This is a genomic window from Acinetobacter tianfuensis (assembly GCF_003611465.1).
In the GTDB taxonomy this organism is placed as follows: Bacteria; Pseudomonadota; Gammaproteobacteria; order Pseudomonadales; family Moraxellaceae; genus Acinetobacter; species Acinetobacter tianfuensis.
Genome location: NZ_RAXV01000049.1, coordinates 1 through 16,312, shown reverse-complemented (window position 1 = coordinate 16,312; position 16,312 = coordinate 1). Strand labels below are relative to the sequence as shown.

Annotated in this window: 13 protein-coding genes; 9 read left to right on the top strand and 4 right to left on the bottom strand. The window is 41.1% G+C overall.

Annotated elements, in window-relative coordinates:
* The 5 genes from D7V32_RS17390 to D7V32_RS15830 all read left to right on the top strand — a co-directional run.
* Positions 1–1,605: hypothetical protein (locus D7V32_RS17390; RefSeq protein ID WP_171407689.1), on the top strand; the 1,605-nt coding region annotated here is incomplete at its 5' end.
* The gene (locus D7V32_RS15845; protein WP_120403796.1) at positions 1,598–1,813 is read left to right on the top strand and encodes a hypothetical protein; all 216 of its coding nucleotides are present in this window, start codon (positions 1,598–1,600) and stop codon (positions 1,811–1,813) included. The genes D7V32_RS17390 and D7V32_RS15845, both read left to right, overlap by 8 nt.
* A 340-nt stretch (positions 1,814–2,153) precedes the next feature.
* Positions 2,154–3,968: an allophanate hydrolase gene (gene atzF, locus D7V32_RS15840; RefSeq protein WP_120403797.1), complete on the top strand. Its 1,815-nt coding sequence runs from the start codon at positions 2,154–2,156 to the stop codon at positions 3,966–3,968.
* Positions 3,969–3,989: 21 nt separating this feature from the next.
* On the top strand, positions 3,990–7,589 hold the full coding sequence (gene uca / locus D7V32_RS15835) for an urea carboxylase (protein WP_120403795.1): 3,600 nt from the start codon (positions 3,990–3,992) through the stop codon (positions 7,587–7,589).
* 2 nt (positions 7,590–7,591) lie between these two features.
* A complete protein-coding gene (locus D7V32_RS15830; RefSeq protein WP_120403794.1) occupies positions 7,592–8,278 on the top strand; it encodes a GntR family transcriptional regulator in 687 nt (228 codons plus the stop codon).
* A gap of 88 nt (positions 8,279–8,366) precedes the next feature.
* Here the strand turns inward: D7V32_RS15830 and D7V32_RS15825 are convergent, their stop codons facing one another.
* On the bottom strand, positions 8,367–9,797 hold the full coding sequence (locus tag D7V32_RS15825) for a cryptochrome/photolyase family protein (RefSeq protein WP_120403793.1): 1,431 nt from the start codon (positions 9,795–9,797) through the stop codon (positions 8,367–8,369).
* Between the two features lie 236 nt (positions 9,798–10,033).
* On the opposite strand from D7V32_RS15825, the gene D7V32_RS15820 reads away from it, so the two are divergent.
* Positions 10,034–10,588, top strand: coding sequence for a lipocalin family protein (locus tag D7V32_RS15820; protein WP_407641558.1), 555 nt, complete (start codon positions 10,034–10,036; stop codon positions 10,586–10,588).
* A gap of 203 nt (positions 10,589–10,791) precedes the next feature.
* On the top strand, positions 10,792–11,010 hold the full coding sequence (locus tag D7V32_RS15815) for a hypothetical protein (RefSeq protein ID WP_120403791.1): 219 nt from the start codon (positions 10,792–10,794) through the stop codon (positions 11,008–11,010).
* A 170-nt stretch (positions 11,011–11,180) separates the two neighbouring features.
* On the opposite strand, the gene D7V32_RS15810 is transcribed toward D7V32_RS15815, so the two are convergent.
* The gene (locus D7V32_RS15810; RefSeq protein ID WP_120403790.1) at positions 11,181–11,459 is read right to left on the bottom strand and encodes a hypothetical protein; all 279 of its coding nucleotides are present in this window, start codon (positions 11,457–11,459) and stop codon (positions 11,181–11,183) included.
* Positions 11,460–12,013: 554 nt separating this feature from the next.
* On the opposite strand from D7V32_RS15810, the gene D7V32_RS15805 reads away from it, so the two are divergent.
* On the top strand, positions 12,014–12,241 hold the full coding sequence (locus tag D7V32_RS15805) for a hypothetical protein (RefSeq protein ID WP_120403789.1): 228 nt from the start codon (positions 12,014–12,016) through the stop codon (positions 12,239–12,241).
* Positions 12,242–12,319: 78 nt separating this feature from the next.
* Here the strand turns inward: D7V32_RS15805 and bioB are convergent, their stop codons facing one another.
* Positions 12,320–13,309: a biotin synthase BioB gene (gene bioB / locus D7V32_RS15800; RefSeq protein ID WP_120403788.1), complete on the bottom strand. Its 990-nt coding sequence runs from the start codon at positions 13,307–13,309 to the stop codon at positions 12,320–12,322.
* Between the two features lie 287 nt (positions 13,310–13,596).
* The gene (queG, locus tag D7V32_RS15795; RefSeq protein WP_120403787.1) at positions 13,597–14,691 is read right to left on the bottom strand and encodes a tRNA epoxyqueuosine(34) reductase QueG; all 1,095 of its coding nucleotides are present in this window, start codon (positions 14,689–14,691) and stop codon (positions 13,597–13,599) included.
* Between the two features lie 24 nt (positions 14,692–14,715).
* Between queG and D7V32_RS15790 the strand changes: the two genes are divergently transcribed.
* A complete protein-coding gene (locus tag D7V32_RS15790) occupies positions 14,716–16,173 on the top strand; it encodes an NAD(P)H-hydrate dehydratase (RefSeq protein ID WP_120403786.1) in 1,458 nt (485 codons plus the stop codon).
* The last annotated feature ends 139 nt before the right edge of the window (positions 16,174–16,312 follow it).

Genomic DNA, 16,312 nt, shown 5'->3' with positions numbered 1-16,312 from the left:
GCTTATGAATATCTAATTCCTAATCAAGATTATTTTGATTATTTGCCATATCAATTTGATAAAACTGAAAGAAACTCAGCAGAAACAGTTTGGAAAGCTTTTGACGAAATTGTTAAAACTTCTAGAAAAAATACTAAAAAATTAACTGATCAATCGATAGGTTTGGCATTAAGAAATAAAATGATGCCATTCTTGATCGGTGAGGGAATGACTCTGCTCCTGCAAGAGCAGTATGAGTTATATAAAAAAATTGTGGCTGTCAAAATTGAGATTATTAACTATAAAAGAAATGTACTAGAGTCATTTTGTTTTGATAAGCATGTAAATTACAAGTTGAGCAAGGCAGAATTGATTTATACCAATACAAAAGAGAAAAAGGATAATTGGGCAGAGAAAAACTCTTTATTAATAAGCTATTGGCTTGGAGTTGGTACTGAAAAACTACTAAAATCTGACGCTAAGTATAGCATTATAAATACAGGTGATAATTTAGAAGCTAATGCAATTGCATTATCAAAAGCGCTTGGTATACAGGAACAGTTAACACAAGTTTATGGAATTTCAGATTTCAGTATTAATCATCAAAAGCTCGATGCTTATGAAACAATGATTACAATGACTTTGTCACAAGCACATTATTTAAAAGATCATATTGAAAAATTTATGAGTTTTTTACCTAATTCAGAAAGTAATTTACATGCATTAACACAGCTTACTATGCATGGTTTTGTAATTAGTGAAAATAGAATGCCTTTCACATTTTCTAAGCATGAAGATAAGATTAAAAGAATGTCTGCATGGGTAAAAGGAAGCTCAAATACTGTCAAAAAAAAGAAAATGCATCAAATCTTAACTTTTTGGAGCTGTGATTTATATAATGAAAATGATGTTTCTTCATTTCAACAAAAACCTTTTTATAAAATAGATGATTTTATTTTTCAATTTCCATGGCTTACAGCATATCAAAATTTGAATACCTCAATGATTAATTATGTTCGTAAATTGCATAAAAATCGTTTAGAACTTAGAAGTGAAACAGATAATATTGAATTAAATTTGGCTGAAAAATTTAAACAAGTAGGATTTCAGGTGATTGGTCAATATCAACCAATAGACAGAGATGTTGGTGAAATTGATCTTATCGCTATTTATGGAAATCATGTACTCGTCGCTGAAGTGAAATCGACGTATATCAGAAGTAGTATTCAAGAAATTTATGAATATCGAAACTTCACTTTAAATAAGGCGGCTTATCAACTTTCAAAAAAGGTTGCATTCGTAAAAAAAGATTTTTTAAATCAATATTTTGAAAATTTAGATGATATAAAAATTCACTCTTGGATTATAGATACAACCTTAGAATTTGATCATCACTATTTTGATAATCATCTAAAAATATCTATGGATGAAATAATTATATCCTTAAATGGAAAGGTTGATTTTATGGATTCGATTGTAGAGGGGGTATTCGATGAGGAGGAAGTTGTAAATAATATCGATCCTCTTAAGTTTATTGATGATATTGAGAATAATAAATTTTGGACGCATCAACTAGGTAATTATGATAATTTTATGAATCGTATGATGAGTAAATTGAATGTCTAAACAATCCCGTTTCCTCTGTATAGGTGGCTTCCTCAACGGAACACAAGTCAAAGACCAGGGCGATAGCTTTATTTGCGTCGAAAATGGCAAACAAGTGACCTATTTTAAGAAAGAAATATTCCATCAGGATGCATGGGATCATGACTACTATGTATGTGAAACTACCAGTGATGCAGAAGCGCGAAATTGGGTCTATGACATCGGATAAGCTATTGATCAGCCTTTAAGTAAAAAAGACCAAATATTGTCTTTTTTACGTTTTTTGAGTACCCAATGATTTAGGCAAAACTTGAATCATGCTTGATCTGAGTAAATATTGGATTGAGATCATGTATTAAGCTATTGATGTTTTTTTAATACGGAATGATTGAAGTCAGCGTATGCACCAAAATGGCTTAAAACGAGTGTTTTTGGAACAGCTTGTTTTTAACTTTTGGCATGTAGTTAGATGAAATAAAACATAACATATTGAAAAATAATAAAAATATTATATTGGCATGATGTGTGCAACAACGTATTCAAACTTGGATACAAGAATGAGCACATCAATGAATCAAATAAAGACTTTAGGCTGGACCCTTGCTGAATGGAAAGCGGGCTATGCAAACAAGACATTTCAACTTGAAGATTTATGTGAACTTGTTGCACAGTTTGAGCTGAGTGATCCAGCGTGGATTTCAATTGCATCTGCAGAACTTTTAAACGCTCAAATTGAAAATTTAAAAAACCTAGACAATTCGGACAACTTACCTTTATACGGTGTACCTGTTGCAGTCAAAGATAATATTGATGTGGCAGGATTTGCTTCTACAGCGGCCTTTAAATTATTCACCGAAATTAAAACTGAAGATGCCTATGTGGTGCAGCGCTTAAAACAAGCGGGTGCCATCATTGTTGGTAAAACCAATTTAGATCAATTTGCAACAGGCTTGGTTGGTACACGTTCACCATTTGGTGCCGTGCCGAATACTTTTAATCCTGACTATGTAAGCGGAGGCTCAAGCTCAGGTTCAGGCAGTGTGGTGGCGCGCGGTTTAGTACCGATTGCACTCGGTACAGATACAGCAGGGTCAGGACGTATTCCAGCAGCTTTCAATAATATTGTCGGTTTAAAGCCGACCAAAGGCCGTTTTTCAAATACAGGCTTATTGCCTGCCTGCAAAAGTATTGATTGTATTTCAATTTTTGCCTTAACAGCTGCCAATGCAAATGACGTTGCATCCTTAATAGAAGGCTTTGATGCAGCAGACAGCTATTCACGTGTAAACCCTGCAACAGCGCCTGCAACGTTCAGCGCAGAATTAAAATTAGCCATTCCAAAACAATTAGAATTTTTTGGCGATGCTCAATCTGCTGATGCATTTCAGCAAGCACTGACTGAATTAAAAAACTTAGGCGCAGAACTGACTGAAATTGATTTCAGCGCTTTTAGCCAATTGGCGAGCCAACTTTACCAAGGGTCATGGGTCGCAGAGCGAACCGCTGCAGTTGCAGACTTATTAGAAACATCGGTACAAGACTTTGATCCAACAGTTTTAGACATTATTCAAAAAGGTCAGCAGTACACTGCGGTTGATGCTTATAACGCTGAATATTTAAAGCAAGAATTGGCTCGAGACATTCAGCAAACCTTGGCCCAATTTGATGCCTTAGTGGTGCCAAGCTCACCAACTATTCATACACTTGCTGAAATGGCCGCAGCGCCGATTGAATATAACAGCCACTTTGGCGCCTATACCAACTTTACCAACTTAGCTGACCTCAGTGCCATTGCTGTACCTGCAGGCTTCCGCATCGACGGCTTGCCATTTGGTATCACATTCATTGCACCGGCTTGGCACGATACGGCTTTAGCAGACTTTGCAGAAAAATGGCAAAACCATCTGCAATTACCGCTGGGTGCAGTAGCTAAAACATTGCCTGAAACAGCTTCAGTCATTTCTGCACCATCCGCGCAGCATTTTCGTGTTGCAGTCGTGGGCGCACATCTCACAGGAATGCCGCTCAATTTCCAACTGACAACACGTCAAGCCGTGCATGTCGAAACCACAACCACTTCTGCTGATTATGCCCTCTATGCACTGCCAGGCACTGTACCGCCGAAACCAGGTTTAGCCCGTCAGGAAGCGGGGCAAAAAATTATTGTCGAGCTTTGGGATATTCCAAAAGCACGCTTTGGTGAATTTGTCGCTGAAATTCCAACACCGCTTGGCATGGGCAATGTCGAGCTAGCTGATGGACGTTGGGTGAAAGGTTTTATTTGTGAACCTTATGGCCTAAACAGTGCCAAAAATATCAGTGAATTTGGCGGCTGGCGCGCTTATATCCAATCACTGCAAGCAACAACAGCAAAATCAAATTAAAAAATTCGGGGGGAAATAATCATGTTTAAAACAGTTCTAATTGCAAACCGCGGTGAAATTGCTGTTCGTGCGATTCGTACTTTAAAGAAACTCGGTGTTCAATCAGTTGCCGTGTATTCAGAGACAGACCGTTATGCACAGCATGTCTTAGATGCAGATGTGGCGGTTTCACTTGAAGGTGTTAAACCGGCAGAAACTTATTTAAGTATTGAAAAATTGATTCAAGCAGCCAAAAAAACGGGCGCTGAAGCGATTTTCCCAGGTTATGGTTTTTTGTCTGAGAGCGCCGACTTTGCCCGTGCATGTGAGGAAAATGGTATTGCCTTTATGGGCCCAACGGCAGAGCAAATTTTAGAATTTGGCTTGAAGCATCGTGCACGTGAATTGGCTGCGGCAGCCAATGTACCCATGACACCGGGCACAGGATTATTAGGCAGTTTGGATGAAGCACTCGCATCTGCTGCAGAGATTGGTTATCCAATCATGTTGAAAAGCACCGCTGGCGGTGGTGGGATTGGTTTAACCCGCTGTGATGATGAACAATCATTAAAAGATGCGTATGAAAGTGTAAAACGACTCGGGGAGCAGTTCTTTAAAGATGCGGGCGTGTTCCTAGAGCGCTTTGTCGATAAAGCCCGTCATGTAGAAGTGCAAATATTTGGTGATGGTTTAGGTCAAGTCGTTGCCTTTGGGGAGCGCGACTGTTCCTTACAGCGCCGTAACCAAAAAGTAGTGGAGGAAACACCTGCACCGCATTTACCAGAAGCAACCCGTCAAAAATTGCACCGTGCTGCTGTAGAGCTCGGACAATTGGTGAAATACCGCAGCGCAGGCACAGTTGAGTTTATCTATGATGCTGCCCGTGACGAATTTTACTTCCTTGAGGTCAATACTCGTCTGCAAGTTGAACACCCTGTGACAGAAATGGTCACTGGCTTAGATCTGATTGAATGCATGCTGAAAGTGGCGGCAGGTGATGCTTTGGACTGGGACAAACTCAGCAATATTCAGCCCAATGGCGCTGCCATTGAAGTGCGAATCTATGCGGAAGATCCAGTGAAAAACTTCCAGCCAAGTCCGGGTGTACTGACGGATGTGTACTTCCCTGAAGACATTCGTGTAGATACTTGGGTGTCGACAGGCACAGAAATTTCACAATATTTTGACCCGATGATTGCCAAAATTATTGTGCATGCTGCAGACCGAGACAGTGCGATTGCCAAGCTAAAAACAGCCTTGGCTGAAACCCGCTTGAATGGCATCAGCACCAACCTAGATTATGCGCATACGGTGGTTTCCGATGCACGCTTTGAAAATATGCAAATCTGGACACGTCTGCTGGATGATTTTAAATACGTGCCAAATGTGATTGAAGTGCTGCAACCGGGAACGCAAAGTTCGATTCAAGACTATCCGGGGCGTGTTGGTTATTGGGATATTGGTGTACCGCCATCAGGCCCGATGGATGATTATGCATTTCAGTTGGCTAATCAAATTGTGGGTAATCCCAAATCGGCAGCAGGCTTTGAGTTTACCTTACAAGGGCCGAGCTTGAAGTTTCATGCCGATAGCATTGTAGCCCTTGCAGGTGCGCCGTGCAGCGCGGCTCTAGATGGTGTGAATGTCGATTTTTGGCAGCCGATCAGCATTAAAGCAGGGCAAATACTGGCACTCGGACAAGTTGAATCGGGTTGCCGTACTTATCTTGCGATCCGCAACGGATTAAATGTACCTGAATATCTAGGCAGCCGTTCAACCTTTGCATTGGGTAATTTTGGCGGCCATGCAGGGCGAGTACTGCGTGCAGGTGACATGATTAAAATGGTCAATCCAAGCCTGCCTTTAGATGGATTGTCGGTTGCAACAGCAGCACCGCAAGCTTTGGCAGCAGAGCGTATTCCAAGCTATGGCAAAGAATGGAAAATTGGCGTGCTCTATGGCCCGCATGGTGCTCCAGATTTCTTTAAACCTGAATATATTGAAGAATTCTTTGCTTCAACATGGAATGTGCACTTTAACTCAAACCGTTTAGGTATTCGCCTAACAGGCCCGACACCAAGCTGGGCACGTGAAAATGGCGGTGAAGCAGGTTTGCATCCATCCAATGTGCATGATTGTGAATATGCCATTGGGGCGATTAACTTCACTGGTGATTTCCCCGTGATTTTGGCGAAAGATGGCCCAAGTCTCGGTGGCTTTGTTTGCCCTGTGACGATTGCTAAAGCAGAACTTTGGAAGATTGGTCAGCTTAAAGCAGATGACAGCATCAGTTTCTATCCGATGAGTGTTGAACAAGCCAATGCCTTGGAAGTTCAGCAAATTGCCGATATCCAAAACTTTGCTCAAGCACCTGAAAAGTCAGAGTTGGTCAATTTTGAATGCAAGTCTGAAGGCATATTGGCGGTTCGTGAAGCAGATGCACATGCGCCGAAAGCGGTGTATCGTCAGGCAGGTGACAGTTACATCTTGCTTGAATATGGCGAAAATGTCCTCGATCTTGCATTACGCTTACGTGTTTATCGACTGATGCAGCTCATTCGTGAAGCGACCATTGATGGCATCTTAGAGCTTTCACCAGGTGTACGTTCACTGCAAATTAAATATGATGGATTGCGTTTCAGTCAAGCGAATTTGATTCAGTTCTTATTGGGTCTCGAAAATGAGATGGGCGATTTGAGCCAAATTAAAATTCCATCCCGTATTATTCACTTGCCGATGGCATTTGAGGATTCGGCAACTTTAGGTGCTGTAGAACGCTATCAAGAAAGTGTTTGTGCCAAAGCGCCGTGGTTGCCAAATAACGTCGATTTCATTCAGCGTATTAATGGTTTAGATAGCCGTGAGCAAGTCAAAGACATTATTTTTGATGCCAATTACCTGATTTTAGGTTTGGGCGATGTGTATTTAACTGCACCTTGTGCCGTGCCAATTGATCCGCGTCATCGTTTGCTCAGCTCGAAATATAATCCTGCACGTACTTTTACCGCAGAAGGCACAGTGGGTATTGGTGGTATGTACATGTGTATTTATGGCATGGACTCACCGGGCGGGTATCAGTTGATTGGCCGTACATTGCCTATTTGGAATAAGTTTAAAAAGAACAAGCAGTTTGGCGATCAACAATGGTTCTTACGCTTCTTTGATCAAATTAAATATTATGAAGTCACTGAAGCTGAGCTTGATCAATTCCGTGCTGACTTTGCCAATGGCGTAGCTGAAATTAAAATTGAAGAAACAGAATTTGATTTTGCTGCTTATCAAACCTTTTTGGAAACAGAGAAGGACAGTATTGCCGAATTTAAAGCGCAGCAGCAACAGGCATTTACTACTGAAGTTGAACGCTGGAAAGATGAGTTCGATGCACCTGCAGAAATGGAAATCCTGCAAGATGATACCGACTATAGCCAATTTGCAGCCTTGAATGCGTCGATGACTGGCAACATTTGGAAAATTTTTGTCGAAGCTGGACAGTCTGTGAAGAAAGGCGATACTGTAGCCATTATTGAAGCGATGAAAATGGAGCTTCCAGTCTATGCCGATGATGACGGTATAGTGAAAGCGATTATCTGCCGTGCAGGACAAACGGTACATAGCGGTGAACCGCTGGTTTATATGGAATAAACATGACCACAACCACCATTGTTGGGAAAAGCTCAGACAACTTGTCTGAGCTGGTTTTCCAAAAAATAAAAAACGATATTTTTGATTTTCAGCTCAAACCAGGTGCACGTTTTACCGAATCTGAAATTGCAGAATTGTATGAAGTAAGCCGCACACCCGTACGGCAAGCTTTATATCGTTTACAGCAAGATGGTTATGTGAGGGTGCATTTTCGTAGCGGTTGGGAAGTGAAGCCACTCAATTTTAAAGCCTACGAAGAACTGTACGATTTACGGATTTTGCTGGAATGCTATGCCATTGAGCAGCTTTGCAAAATGGATTCAGACCAGCTCAAACAGGCTTTACAAGGCTTGGTAAATTTATGGTGTATTCCGCTTGAGCAGTATCTGCATGATTTAAAGACTTTATCGATGCAAGATGAAGCATTTCACTGTCAATTGGTTGAAGCAATTGGCAATAGTGAAATGGCGAAGGTGCATCGAGATGTCAGTGAGAAAATCCGTATTATTCGCCGTTTAGACTTTTCTAAAGATTATCGAATTGAAGCCACTTATGCAGAGCATCAACAGATTTTACAATTGATCCTTGGACATAATGTGATAGCGGCATTGGAGAAAATGCGCAGCCATATTCAGCAAAGTAAAGAAGAGGTGAAAAAAATTACTTTGGAAATGTTGGCACAGCTATAAAATTGTTGAGCTTAGAAGGGGTGAGTAGGCACCGCACTGTTTAGGCAGTACGGTGTTTTATTGGAATCTTAGCATTTTTTAGAAACACTTAGGCCGAAGCTAATTTAAAGGCTTCAATTGCCCGCTGCCGTGAGGCTTTTAAATCGACAATTGGCCGCGGATAAGCCAAGGATTGTTCTTCCAGATATACATAGGGCTCATGAATTTGCTTATGGCTGCAGTGCGACAGTTCTGGAACCCAGCGCCGTATATAGTCACCATTGGCATCAAATTTTTGTGACTGGCTCACTGGGTTGAATATACGAAAATAGGGAACAGCATCTGTTCCAGTTGATGCTGACCATTGCCAGCCGCCATTATTGGCCGCTAAATCACCATCAATCAGATGCTGCATAAACCACGTTTCGCCTATACGCCAGTCAATCAATAAATTTTTACTTAAAAACATAGCGCAAATCATACGTACGCGGTTATGCATCCAGCCCGTTTGCAGCAGCTGGCGCATGCCTGCATCTACAATTGGTACACCTGTTTTGCCATATTTCCAAGCTTCAAGCGCAGAGGCGTTTGTTTGCCATGTGATAGCTTGCGTTTGCATTTTAAAGGGCAAGTGCTTTGAAACGCGAGGGAAGTCAGCCATGACATGCTGATAAAACTCTCTCCACAGCAGCTCATCCAGCCAGATTTGCTGTGCTTTCTGTTCGACCTTAAAATAGCCGTGCTGGTCACGAAACAATATTGCCAGACACTGCCGAATTGAAAGAATGCCGATATTAAGATAGGCAGAAAGTTTGCTTGTACTGTCTAAGGATGGATAGTCACGTTCTTGATCATAAACAGATAGGCGTTCTTCTGCAAAATGTTCTAGCAGCATATGTGCATATTGCTCACCTACAGGCCACAGTTCCCGAAGCTCAGCACAGATCTCCTCATCATAAATGTCTGCAAGGCTAGGCACATTTGTATTTAGCGTGTTTTCTATATCTATTTTTGATTGCATCTGTGCATTTGGCAGCGGCTGCGGCAGGCTTATACTGAGCAGCTCATAGCAATTTTTTTTAAAAGGTGTAAATATTTGGTAAGCCTGTTCAGTTTTATTGCGGATGCTGTGCAGCGGGAAAATGGTGCGGTCAGTATAAGCCTGCCAATTTATGTTCTTTTTTAGCAGCAGCTGCTCTACATGCAAATCACGCAGCTGTTCGTTCCAGCCATTTTCAATATGTACATGGACGCATTGTATGTGCAGCAGCTGGCAAAGTTCAGCTAATTGGGGCGGAATGTCATTCCAAAGATTCACTGTTTTAATCACAAGCGGGATATTCAGCGCATACAATTCTTGCCTAAGCATTTCCAGCTGGCGCAAATAAAAATCAATTTTAATCGGCGCATCATGATGTATGCGCCATTGTTCAGGGCTAAGAATAACCAGTGCAATACAAGGGCCTTGCTGCTGTGCATAATACAAAGCGGTATGGTCTTGTATTCTTAAATCTTGACGAAACCAAATAAGCTGGCGCATAGCGAATCACTATAAAAAGGGTTAATTCATTGATGATTTATCATAGGAGAATAAGTCGCTGATTTGACAGCACTTTGTTGTTTTTATGTATATTCGGTTCAAATTATTAAATGATGCATATCAAATATTTAATGATTTTTTTGTATATAAAAAAAGCAAATGTAAGCTATTTCCTATAGGTTTTTTTAGGCAAATTTGCATACTGAAAGCTCATTTAGGTTTGAAATAGGTGATTTATGATGAAGACTTTCGCGTCATCTATCCGGCAAGGCGCATTTTTGCTGACAGCTATGTTTGCATGTTCTGCATATGCGGGCAGTGAAGTGCAGGCAGTACCGCAGCTGGACCTAAAAAAATACTTGGGCACATGGTATGAAGTCGCGCGTAAACCAATGTATTTTCAAAATAAGTGCGCTTATAACGTCACAGCGCAATACAGTTTAAATGAAAATGGCAATGTGAAGGTTGATAACCGCTACTATCAAAAGGATGGCAAGCTGATGCAATCTGAAGGTGAGGCATTTGTACAAAATGCGCCAGCAAACTCAAAACTGAAAGTCAGCTTTTTACCTAAAGCGCTTCGCTGGCTGCCAGTGGGCCGCGGTGATTATTGGGTGTTGAAAATAGATCCGCAATATCAAATGGCTTTGGTGGGCGCTCCATCTCAAAAGTATTTATGGGTACTGTCGCGGGATCCTAAGCCAGAACCTGTTTTAGTACAGCGTTATTTAGATGCAGCAGTGCAGCAGGGTTATGACTTGAGCGATATTATTTATACAGTACAACAGTAAACAAGGCGCTAATATTAAGCCGCAGTCTAAGATTGTTTTGCTCGCCAGATCGGCGGGATAATTAAATCGTTTAAATTTGATAAATTGCACATTATCCCTTAAGGTTTTTTGCTATGATTTGCGCTGACTATATTTATAACGCTATAGCTCAAGCGGAATTTAACCAGCTTCACGCTATGACTGAATAACGAAGGATGATGAGAATGAAGTTAAAAACTGCATTATTGGTACTGATCTCTGCAGCTTCTCTAACTGCTTTAACTGCATGCGGTAAAAAAGAATCACAAGAACAGCAAGCTGAAGCGCCTGTATCCAGCGAAACAGCAGGTAAAGACTGGCCAGTAACAGATACGCCTGTCAGCGAAGAGATGATGGATGCCGCGCCTTTAGAAAATGCGCCAGCAGCATCGGAAGCGAAATAAGCGCTGAAACAATGCCGCTGTACATTTATGTACATTAAAAAAACCAGCGTTGAATACTCGCTGGTTTTTTAATTTACCTTTTGCACATACTTGATTTATGTCTTTGATGTGAATAAAGCACACTTGGCGTTTGGGCTGATATTAAGCGCAGAAATTTATACTAAACCATGTCAGCTTATAGATTGGTTCAGCCAGTGTGCAGACTTTTCATGGATATTCCATGAAGCCCAGTTCTGAGCATCTACACGAATGACCATGAGTGCATCTTTTGCATAAATATGAGAAAGCAGCTGATCGCGTATTTCTTCAGAGCTTAAGTCAGAATGCATCACCCAAAGGTTTTTGAGCGGTGCAATAGGCTTATCTGTGCTGATTTGTCCAATTTTTCCGGCTAAATCATCATAATCACGTTTAGACCGCGCTTCCAGACTAATTAAATAAGTCGTCATATGCGTTTCTCATAGCTCTGAGTGAAGTTCTTGTTTTTGATGCAGGATTTTTAAATAAATTTTTGTTTTAAAACACTAAAATTTTAAAATCTAAGCTGAAATAGCTTTGTTTTCGAATCATAAATATTTTAATCAATTTTTTCAACAGATTTGTTAGCTTGTTCACAATTTAATCTTAAGTTTGCTGTATGTAATGCAATTTATACTTTTTATAAAAATCAGATGAAAAGGATTTGACTGAGTGGAAAAATATGATAATAAATATGTATGGTTTTTGAACATAAAACCAGCATCTTTCAGGATGACAGATGCCGAAGCGATTTTAAAAATTAAACGGGAGTTTTAACAATATGCTTCATTTATTTAGAAAAATTTTCTGCATGCATATTTATGAATATGAGCAAATGGAAGAAATTGGGACGCACAAGGAATGTAGAAAGTGCGGTGATACTAAGTAGCAAAAAGTGAGCGTAAGCTCACTTTTTTTATAGAGAATTTCAGTACAAGAAAAATGCGTTAAACTAGGCTTAACTTTAAAAGTATTTTGTTTTCAAATGACTAAAGATTTTCAAGCCGAAACTTATATTGTAGATGATCAGCTGCAGGACACATTGGCATGGCTGTGTCAGCATCAGGACAGTTTTGACTCCTTTACTTATGACGCTATTGAGCACGTGCTTACTGTTTTTCATGCCAATGGGCAGGATGTTATCAAGCAGGGGGATTTTCTAAATGCGAAATATGGTATTTTGATTACAGCGCATAATTTCGCAAAATCATAGTGTATTTCATTACGGTCTATTTTGAATCTTGAATAAAAAAATCCCCCATTTTGGAGGATTTTTTTCTGCTGTCTGAATTTAGCTGGCCATCGCATCTATAGAGAGTTCAGCCGCATTCAGTTTGGCTTTTTCAGCAACTAAGCCCAGTTTGTTAAATAGCTGTTTGTCTCTGCCTTCACCTGCATTTGGCGTAGTCAGTAGCTTTTCACCTGAAAAGAGTGAATTGGCGCCTGCCATAAATGCTAAGGCTTGATCTGAATCTGAAAGTGACTCACGGCCAGCAGAAAGACGGATATAGCTTTTCGGCATGATAATGCGGGCTACTGCAATCGTGCGGATCCATTCAGTAACATCCAGTTTTTCAACCTCAGCTAAAGGTGTGCCTTCAATTGGCACCAGCATATTGATTGGCACAGATTCGGGGTGTATAGGCAAGGTTGCAAGCTCTTGCAGCAGGCCAATACGGTCATTGCTGTTTTCACCTAAGCCGACAATACCGCCGCTGCAGACTTTCATGCCTGCTCCGCGTACATATTCCAAAGTATTTAAGCGGTCATCAAATGTGCGTGTGCTGATAATATTGGAATAATACTCACGTGAAGTGTCTAAATTGTGGTTGTAATAATCTAAACCTGCATCTTTCAAGCGTTCTGCCTGTGACTGATTCAGCATGCCAAGTGTCATGCAGGTTTCAAGTCCTAATGCTTTCACTTCTCGCACCATTTCCAGCACATAAGGCATATCGCGCTCGTGCGGATTGCGCCAAGCTGCCCCCATGCAGAAACGCGATGAACCAGAGGCCAGCGCTTCTTTTGCTTCTGTAATGACTTTGTCTACAGCAATGCGCTTTTCAGCTTCAAGATTGGAATCGTAATGTGCAGATTGAGAGCAATATTTACAGTCCTCAGGACATTTACCGGTTTTAATTGACAGCAATGTGCTGACCTGAATAGTGTTGGCGGTGAAATTCTCACGATGCACGCGCTGTGCCTCAAAAACCAAATCTAAAAATGGCTGTTCATATAAGGCTTGAATTTCTTCACGAGTCCAGTCGTTGCGTAAGTTCATTAAAGATATCCATCATCATTATTTTAGCTACTATTGATCATACAGAAATCATGCCAATTCCAAAGGCAATAAACGACAATTTTGATAGTATCTAACGATTAAAATTGTAAATGAATGGAAATATAAGATTGTATAATTAGCTGCAAAGTAGCTTGTATTTATGTGAAATTCACTGCAAAGTTTTTTTTAGCAATTTAAACTTTGCAGTGAAATAAAAGCCCCAAGTTTTAAATTTTGTAAACTTAGCAGTGAACTGGAATATACAGCACACTGTTTTAGCAGATTATTTATGCTAAATTTTTAAGCTTTTGTTCGTTAAGCGCCCAATCAATATGGACTTGCACAATCTCATCATGCAGGCTGCGTTTTTTTTGTAAAGCATCAATAATTTCAGCAGAATAATCAGCATTGCCTAAACCAATTGCAATATTGCGCATAAAACTCTGGTAGCCTGTGCGCCGTATTGGGCTGCCTTCGGTGGAACTTAAAAATGTTGCCTCATCCCAGTGCCATAAATCTAATAAACTCACCTGATCTAAACCATGCCTAGGATGAAAATCCTCAATCGCTGTCTTTTTCGCAAAACTGTTCCAAGGGCAAATCAGCTGGCAATCGTCACAGCCAAATACACGGTTGCCTATGCCGCGGCGCAGTTCTTCCGCAATAATGCCTTTATACTCAATCGTTAGATAGGCAATGCATTTACGTGCATCCAGCATATAAGGTTCTACAATTGCTTGAGTTGGGCAGATGTCGATGCAGGCCGTACATGAGCCGCAGTGTTTTTCAGCGGGGGTGTCAAAAGGAAGCGTTAAGGACGTAAATAGCTCACCCAAGACAAAAAATGATCCTGATTTTTTATGAATCAGCAGGGTATGTTTGCCTGTCCAGCCCATGCCTGCATTTTCTGCGAGGGATTTTTCAAAAATAGGCGCGGAGTCTGCGAATGGGCGTGACTCAAAATCACCGATTTTTTCACGGATGATGGATGCTAAGGTCTTTAAACGCCCGCGCATGGTTTTATGATAATCACGGCCGCGGGCATAACGGGCAATAATGGCTGCATTCGGTTCATGCGGTACATAGCGCGGTTTAGGTGTTTCAACTAAGTAATCCATGCGTACACAAATAATGCTTTTTGTACCAGGTACAAGCAGGCTCGGATTGGCGCGCTTTTCTAAATTTTCTTCCAAATATTTCATGTCGCCATGATAGCCGCGGTCTAAATATTCTTTAAAACGCGGGATTTCTGCTTGAGCATCCGGTTTGGCAATGACACAATCAGAAAAACCCAAGGCCAAAGCCTGCGCTTTAATCCAAGTTTTGAGCGCTTTTGGATCATCTTGATTCACTGGGATTTTTGTTAAAGCGTCAGTTGCCATAAAAATATTTTGAAGGAAAAAATAATGCAGCAGCAAGTTTATCATAGCCGTGATATTCAAGCATGGGAGCAGCGCTGGTTTGCGCAGCAAAACAGCTCATATGGCTTGATGCAGCAAGTTGCGTGGCAAACTGCTCAGCATATAATTCCTTTATTGCAAAAATATCAAATAACCACAGCCGCCGTATGCTGCGGTCAGGGCAATAATGCAGGTGACGGTTATTTAATTGCAAAGTATCTGCATCAGACTGGTTTTCAAATTGATGTCTATGCCGCAGAGCTGGGTCAGTCAGCCGATTTACAAACTGCTGCCGCAGAAGCGCAGCAGGCAGGTGTGAATGTCATTTCAGGCTTTGAGCTTCAGCTGAATTATGGCGCTTATGTAGATGCTTTATTTGGCATTGGTTTAAACCGTGAATTAAACAGCAGCTGGCAAAATATTATTCAATCGCTAAATGCACAAAAAGGGCTGAAAATAGCCGTTGATATTCCTAGCGGATTACAGGCAAATAGCGGTCAGCCTTTGCCTTGCGCCTTCAAAGCAGATTACAGTTTTACCGCTTTGGGCCTAAAGGCTGGGCTATTTACAGGGCAAGGCAAAGAGTACAGCGGTCAAGTAGAAGTACTGAAGCTGATTCCTCCAGATGATGCGCTAAAAACATTGGCCTTTTTATCTCCTGTGAACATTCAGCTGCCGCAGCGTAAAGCCTTTGGGCATAAGGGCAGCTATGGTCATGTGCTGATCGTTGGCGGACATGCCACGATGGGCGGCGCAGTAATAATGGCTGCTGAGGCGGCTTTTCATGCAGGCGCTGGTAAAGTTTCAGTTGTCTGTGATGCTAAACACCACACCGCGATTTTAGCCCGTGCGCCAAATATTATGCTGCAAGACATCAATGCTTTAAATGAGGCAGATATTCAGCAGCTGATACAGCATGTGGATGCCGTAAGTTTTGGGATGGGTTTAGGGCGTGATAGATGGGCAGAAGCTCAATTTAAACAGTGGTTTCCCGCTTTACAGTCATCTTATAAAGAAATTATTTTAGATGCGGATGCTTTATGGTTTTTAGCATTATTCCCAGAGCGGTTGAGTAATACGGTTTATGCCACACCGCATCCGGGCGAAGCGGCTAAACTGCTGGGTATATTGACTTCTGACGTTGAAGCAGACCGTATCGGCGCAATAAGTCTGCTGCAAGAAAAATATGCAGGCCAATGGGTGCTTAAAGGGGCTGGCAGCTTAATTTTAGAAGATCAGCTCTGGATTTGTACCGCCGGCAATGCAGGGATGGGGACTGGCGGTATGGGAGATGTGCTAGCTGGCATGATTGCGAGTTTGAAAGCGCAGTTTTATGAAGATATTCATTTACATGAAATTGTCACTTTGCATGCTTTGGCTGGCGACTATTTGGCGAGGAATGGCATACGCGGTTTACAAGCGCAAGATATGGCGAAGGCAGTAACATATGCTGTTAATTTATAGAATATTATTTTTGAGTTGAACTCATGTTTTGTAAAGTATAAATAAAAAGCGTTAGCGGATAATCGTTCTATTTTTAATATAGCCCTAGGGGGAGTAATGGATATTTTATTAGGGGGAGTTTTTGTTTGTTTTTTAGTTT

Bases quoted from the DNA above. Each gene is read 5' to 3' on its own strand.
- D7V32_RS15845 (WP_120403796.1), top strand. From the start codon at position 1,598: ATGTCTAAACAATCCCGTTTCCTCTGTATAGGTGGCTTCCTCAACGGA.
- atzF (WP_120403797.1), top strand. From the start codon at position 2,154: ATGAATCAAATAAAGACTTTAGGCTGGACCCTTGCTGAATGGAAAGCG.
- uca (WP_120403795.1), top strand. From the start codon at position 3,990: ATGTTTAAAACAGTTCTAATTGCAAACCGCGGTGAAATTGCTGTTCGT.
- D7V32_RS15830 (WP_120403794.1), top strand. From the start codon at position 7,592: ATGACCACAACCACCATTGTTGGGAAAAGCTCAGACAACTTGTCTGAG.
- D7V32_RS15825 (WP_120403793.1), bottom strand. From the start codon at position 9,797: ATGCGCCAGCTTATTTGGTTTCGTCAAGATTTAAGAATACAAGACCAT.
- D7V32_RS15820 (WP_407641558.1), top strand. From the start codon at position 10,034: ATGATGAAGACTTTCGCGTCATCTATCCGGCAAGGCGCATTTTTGCTG.
- D7V32_RS15815 (WP_120403791.1), top strand. From the start codon at position 10,792: ATGAAGTTAAAAACTGCATTATTGGTACTGATCTCTGCAGCTTCTCTA.
- D7V32_RS15810 (WP_120403790.1), bottom strand. From the start codon at position 11,459: ATGACGACTTATTTAATTAGTCTGGAAGCGCGGTCTAAACGTGATTAT.
- D7V32_RS15805 (WP_120403789.1), top strand. From the start codon at position 12,014: ATGACTAAAGATTTTCAAGCCGAAACTTATATTGTAGATGATCAGCTG.
- bioB (WP_120403788.1), bottom strand. From the start codon at position 13,309: ATGAACTTACGCAACGACTGGACTCGTGAAGAAATTCAAGCCTTATAT.
- queG (WP_120403787.1), bottom strand. From the start codon at position 14,691: ATGGCAACTGACGCTTTAACAAAAATCCCAGTGAATCAAGATGATCCA.
- D7V32_RS15790 (WP_120403786.1), top strand. From the start codon at position 14,716: ATGCAGCAGCAAGTTTATCATAGCCGTGATATTCAAGCATGGGAGCAG.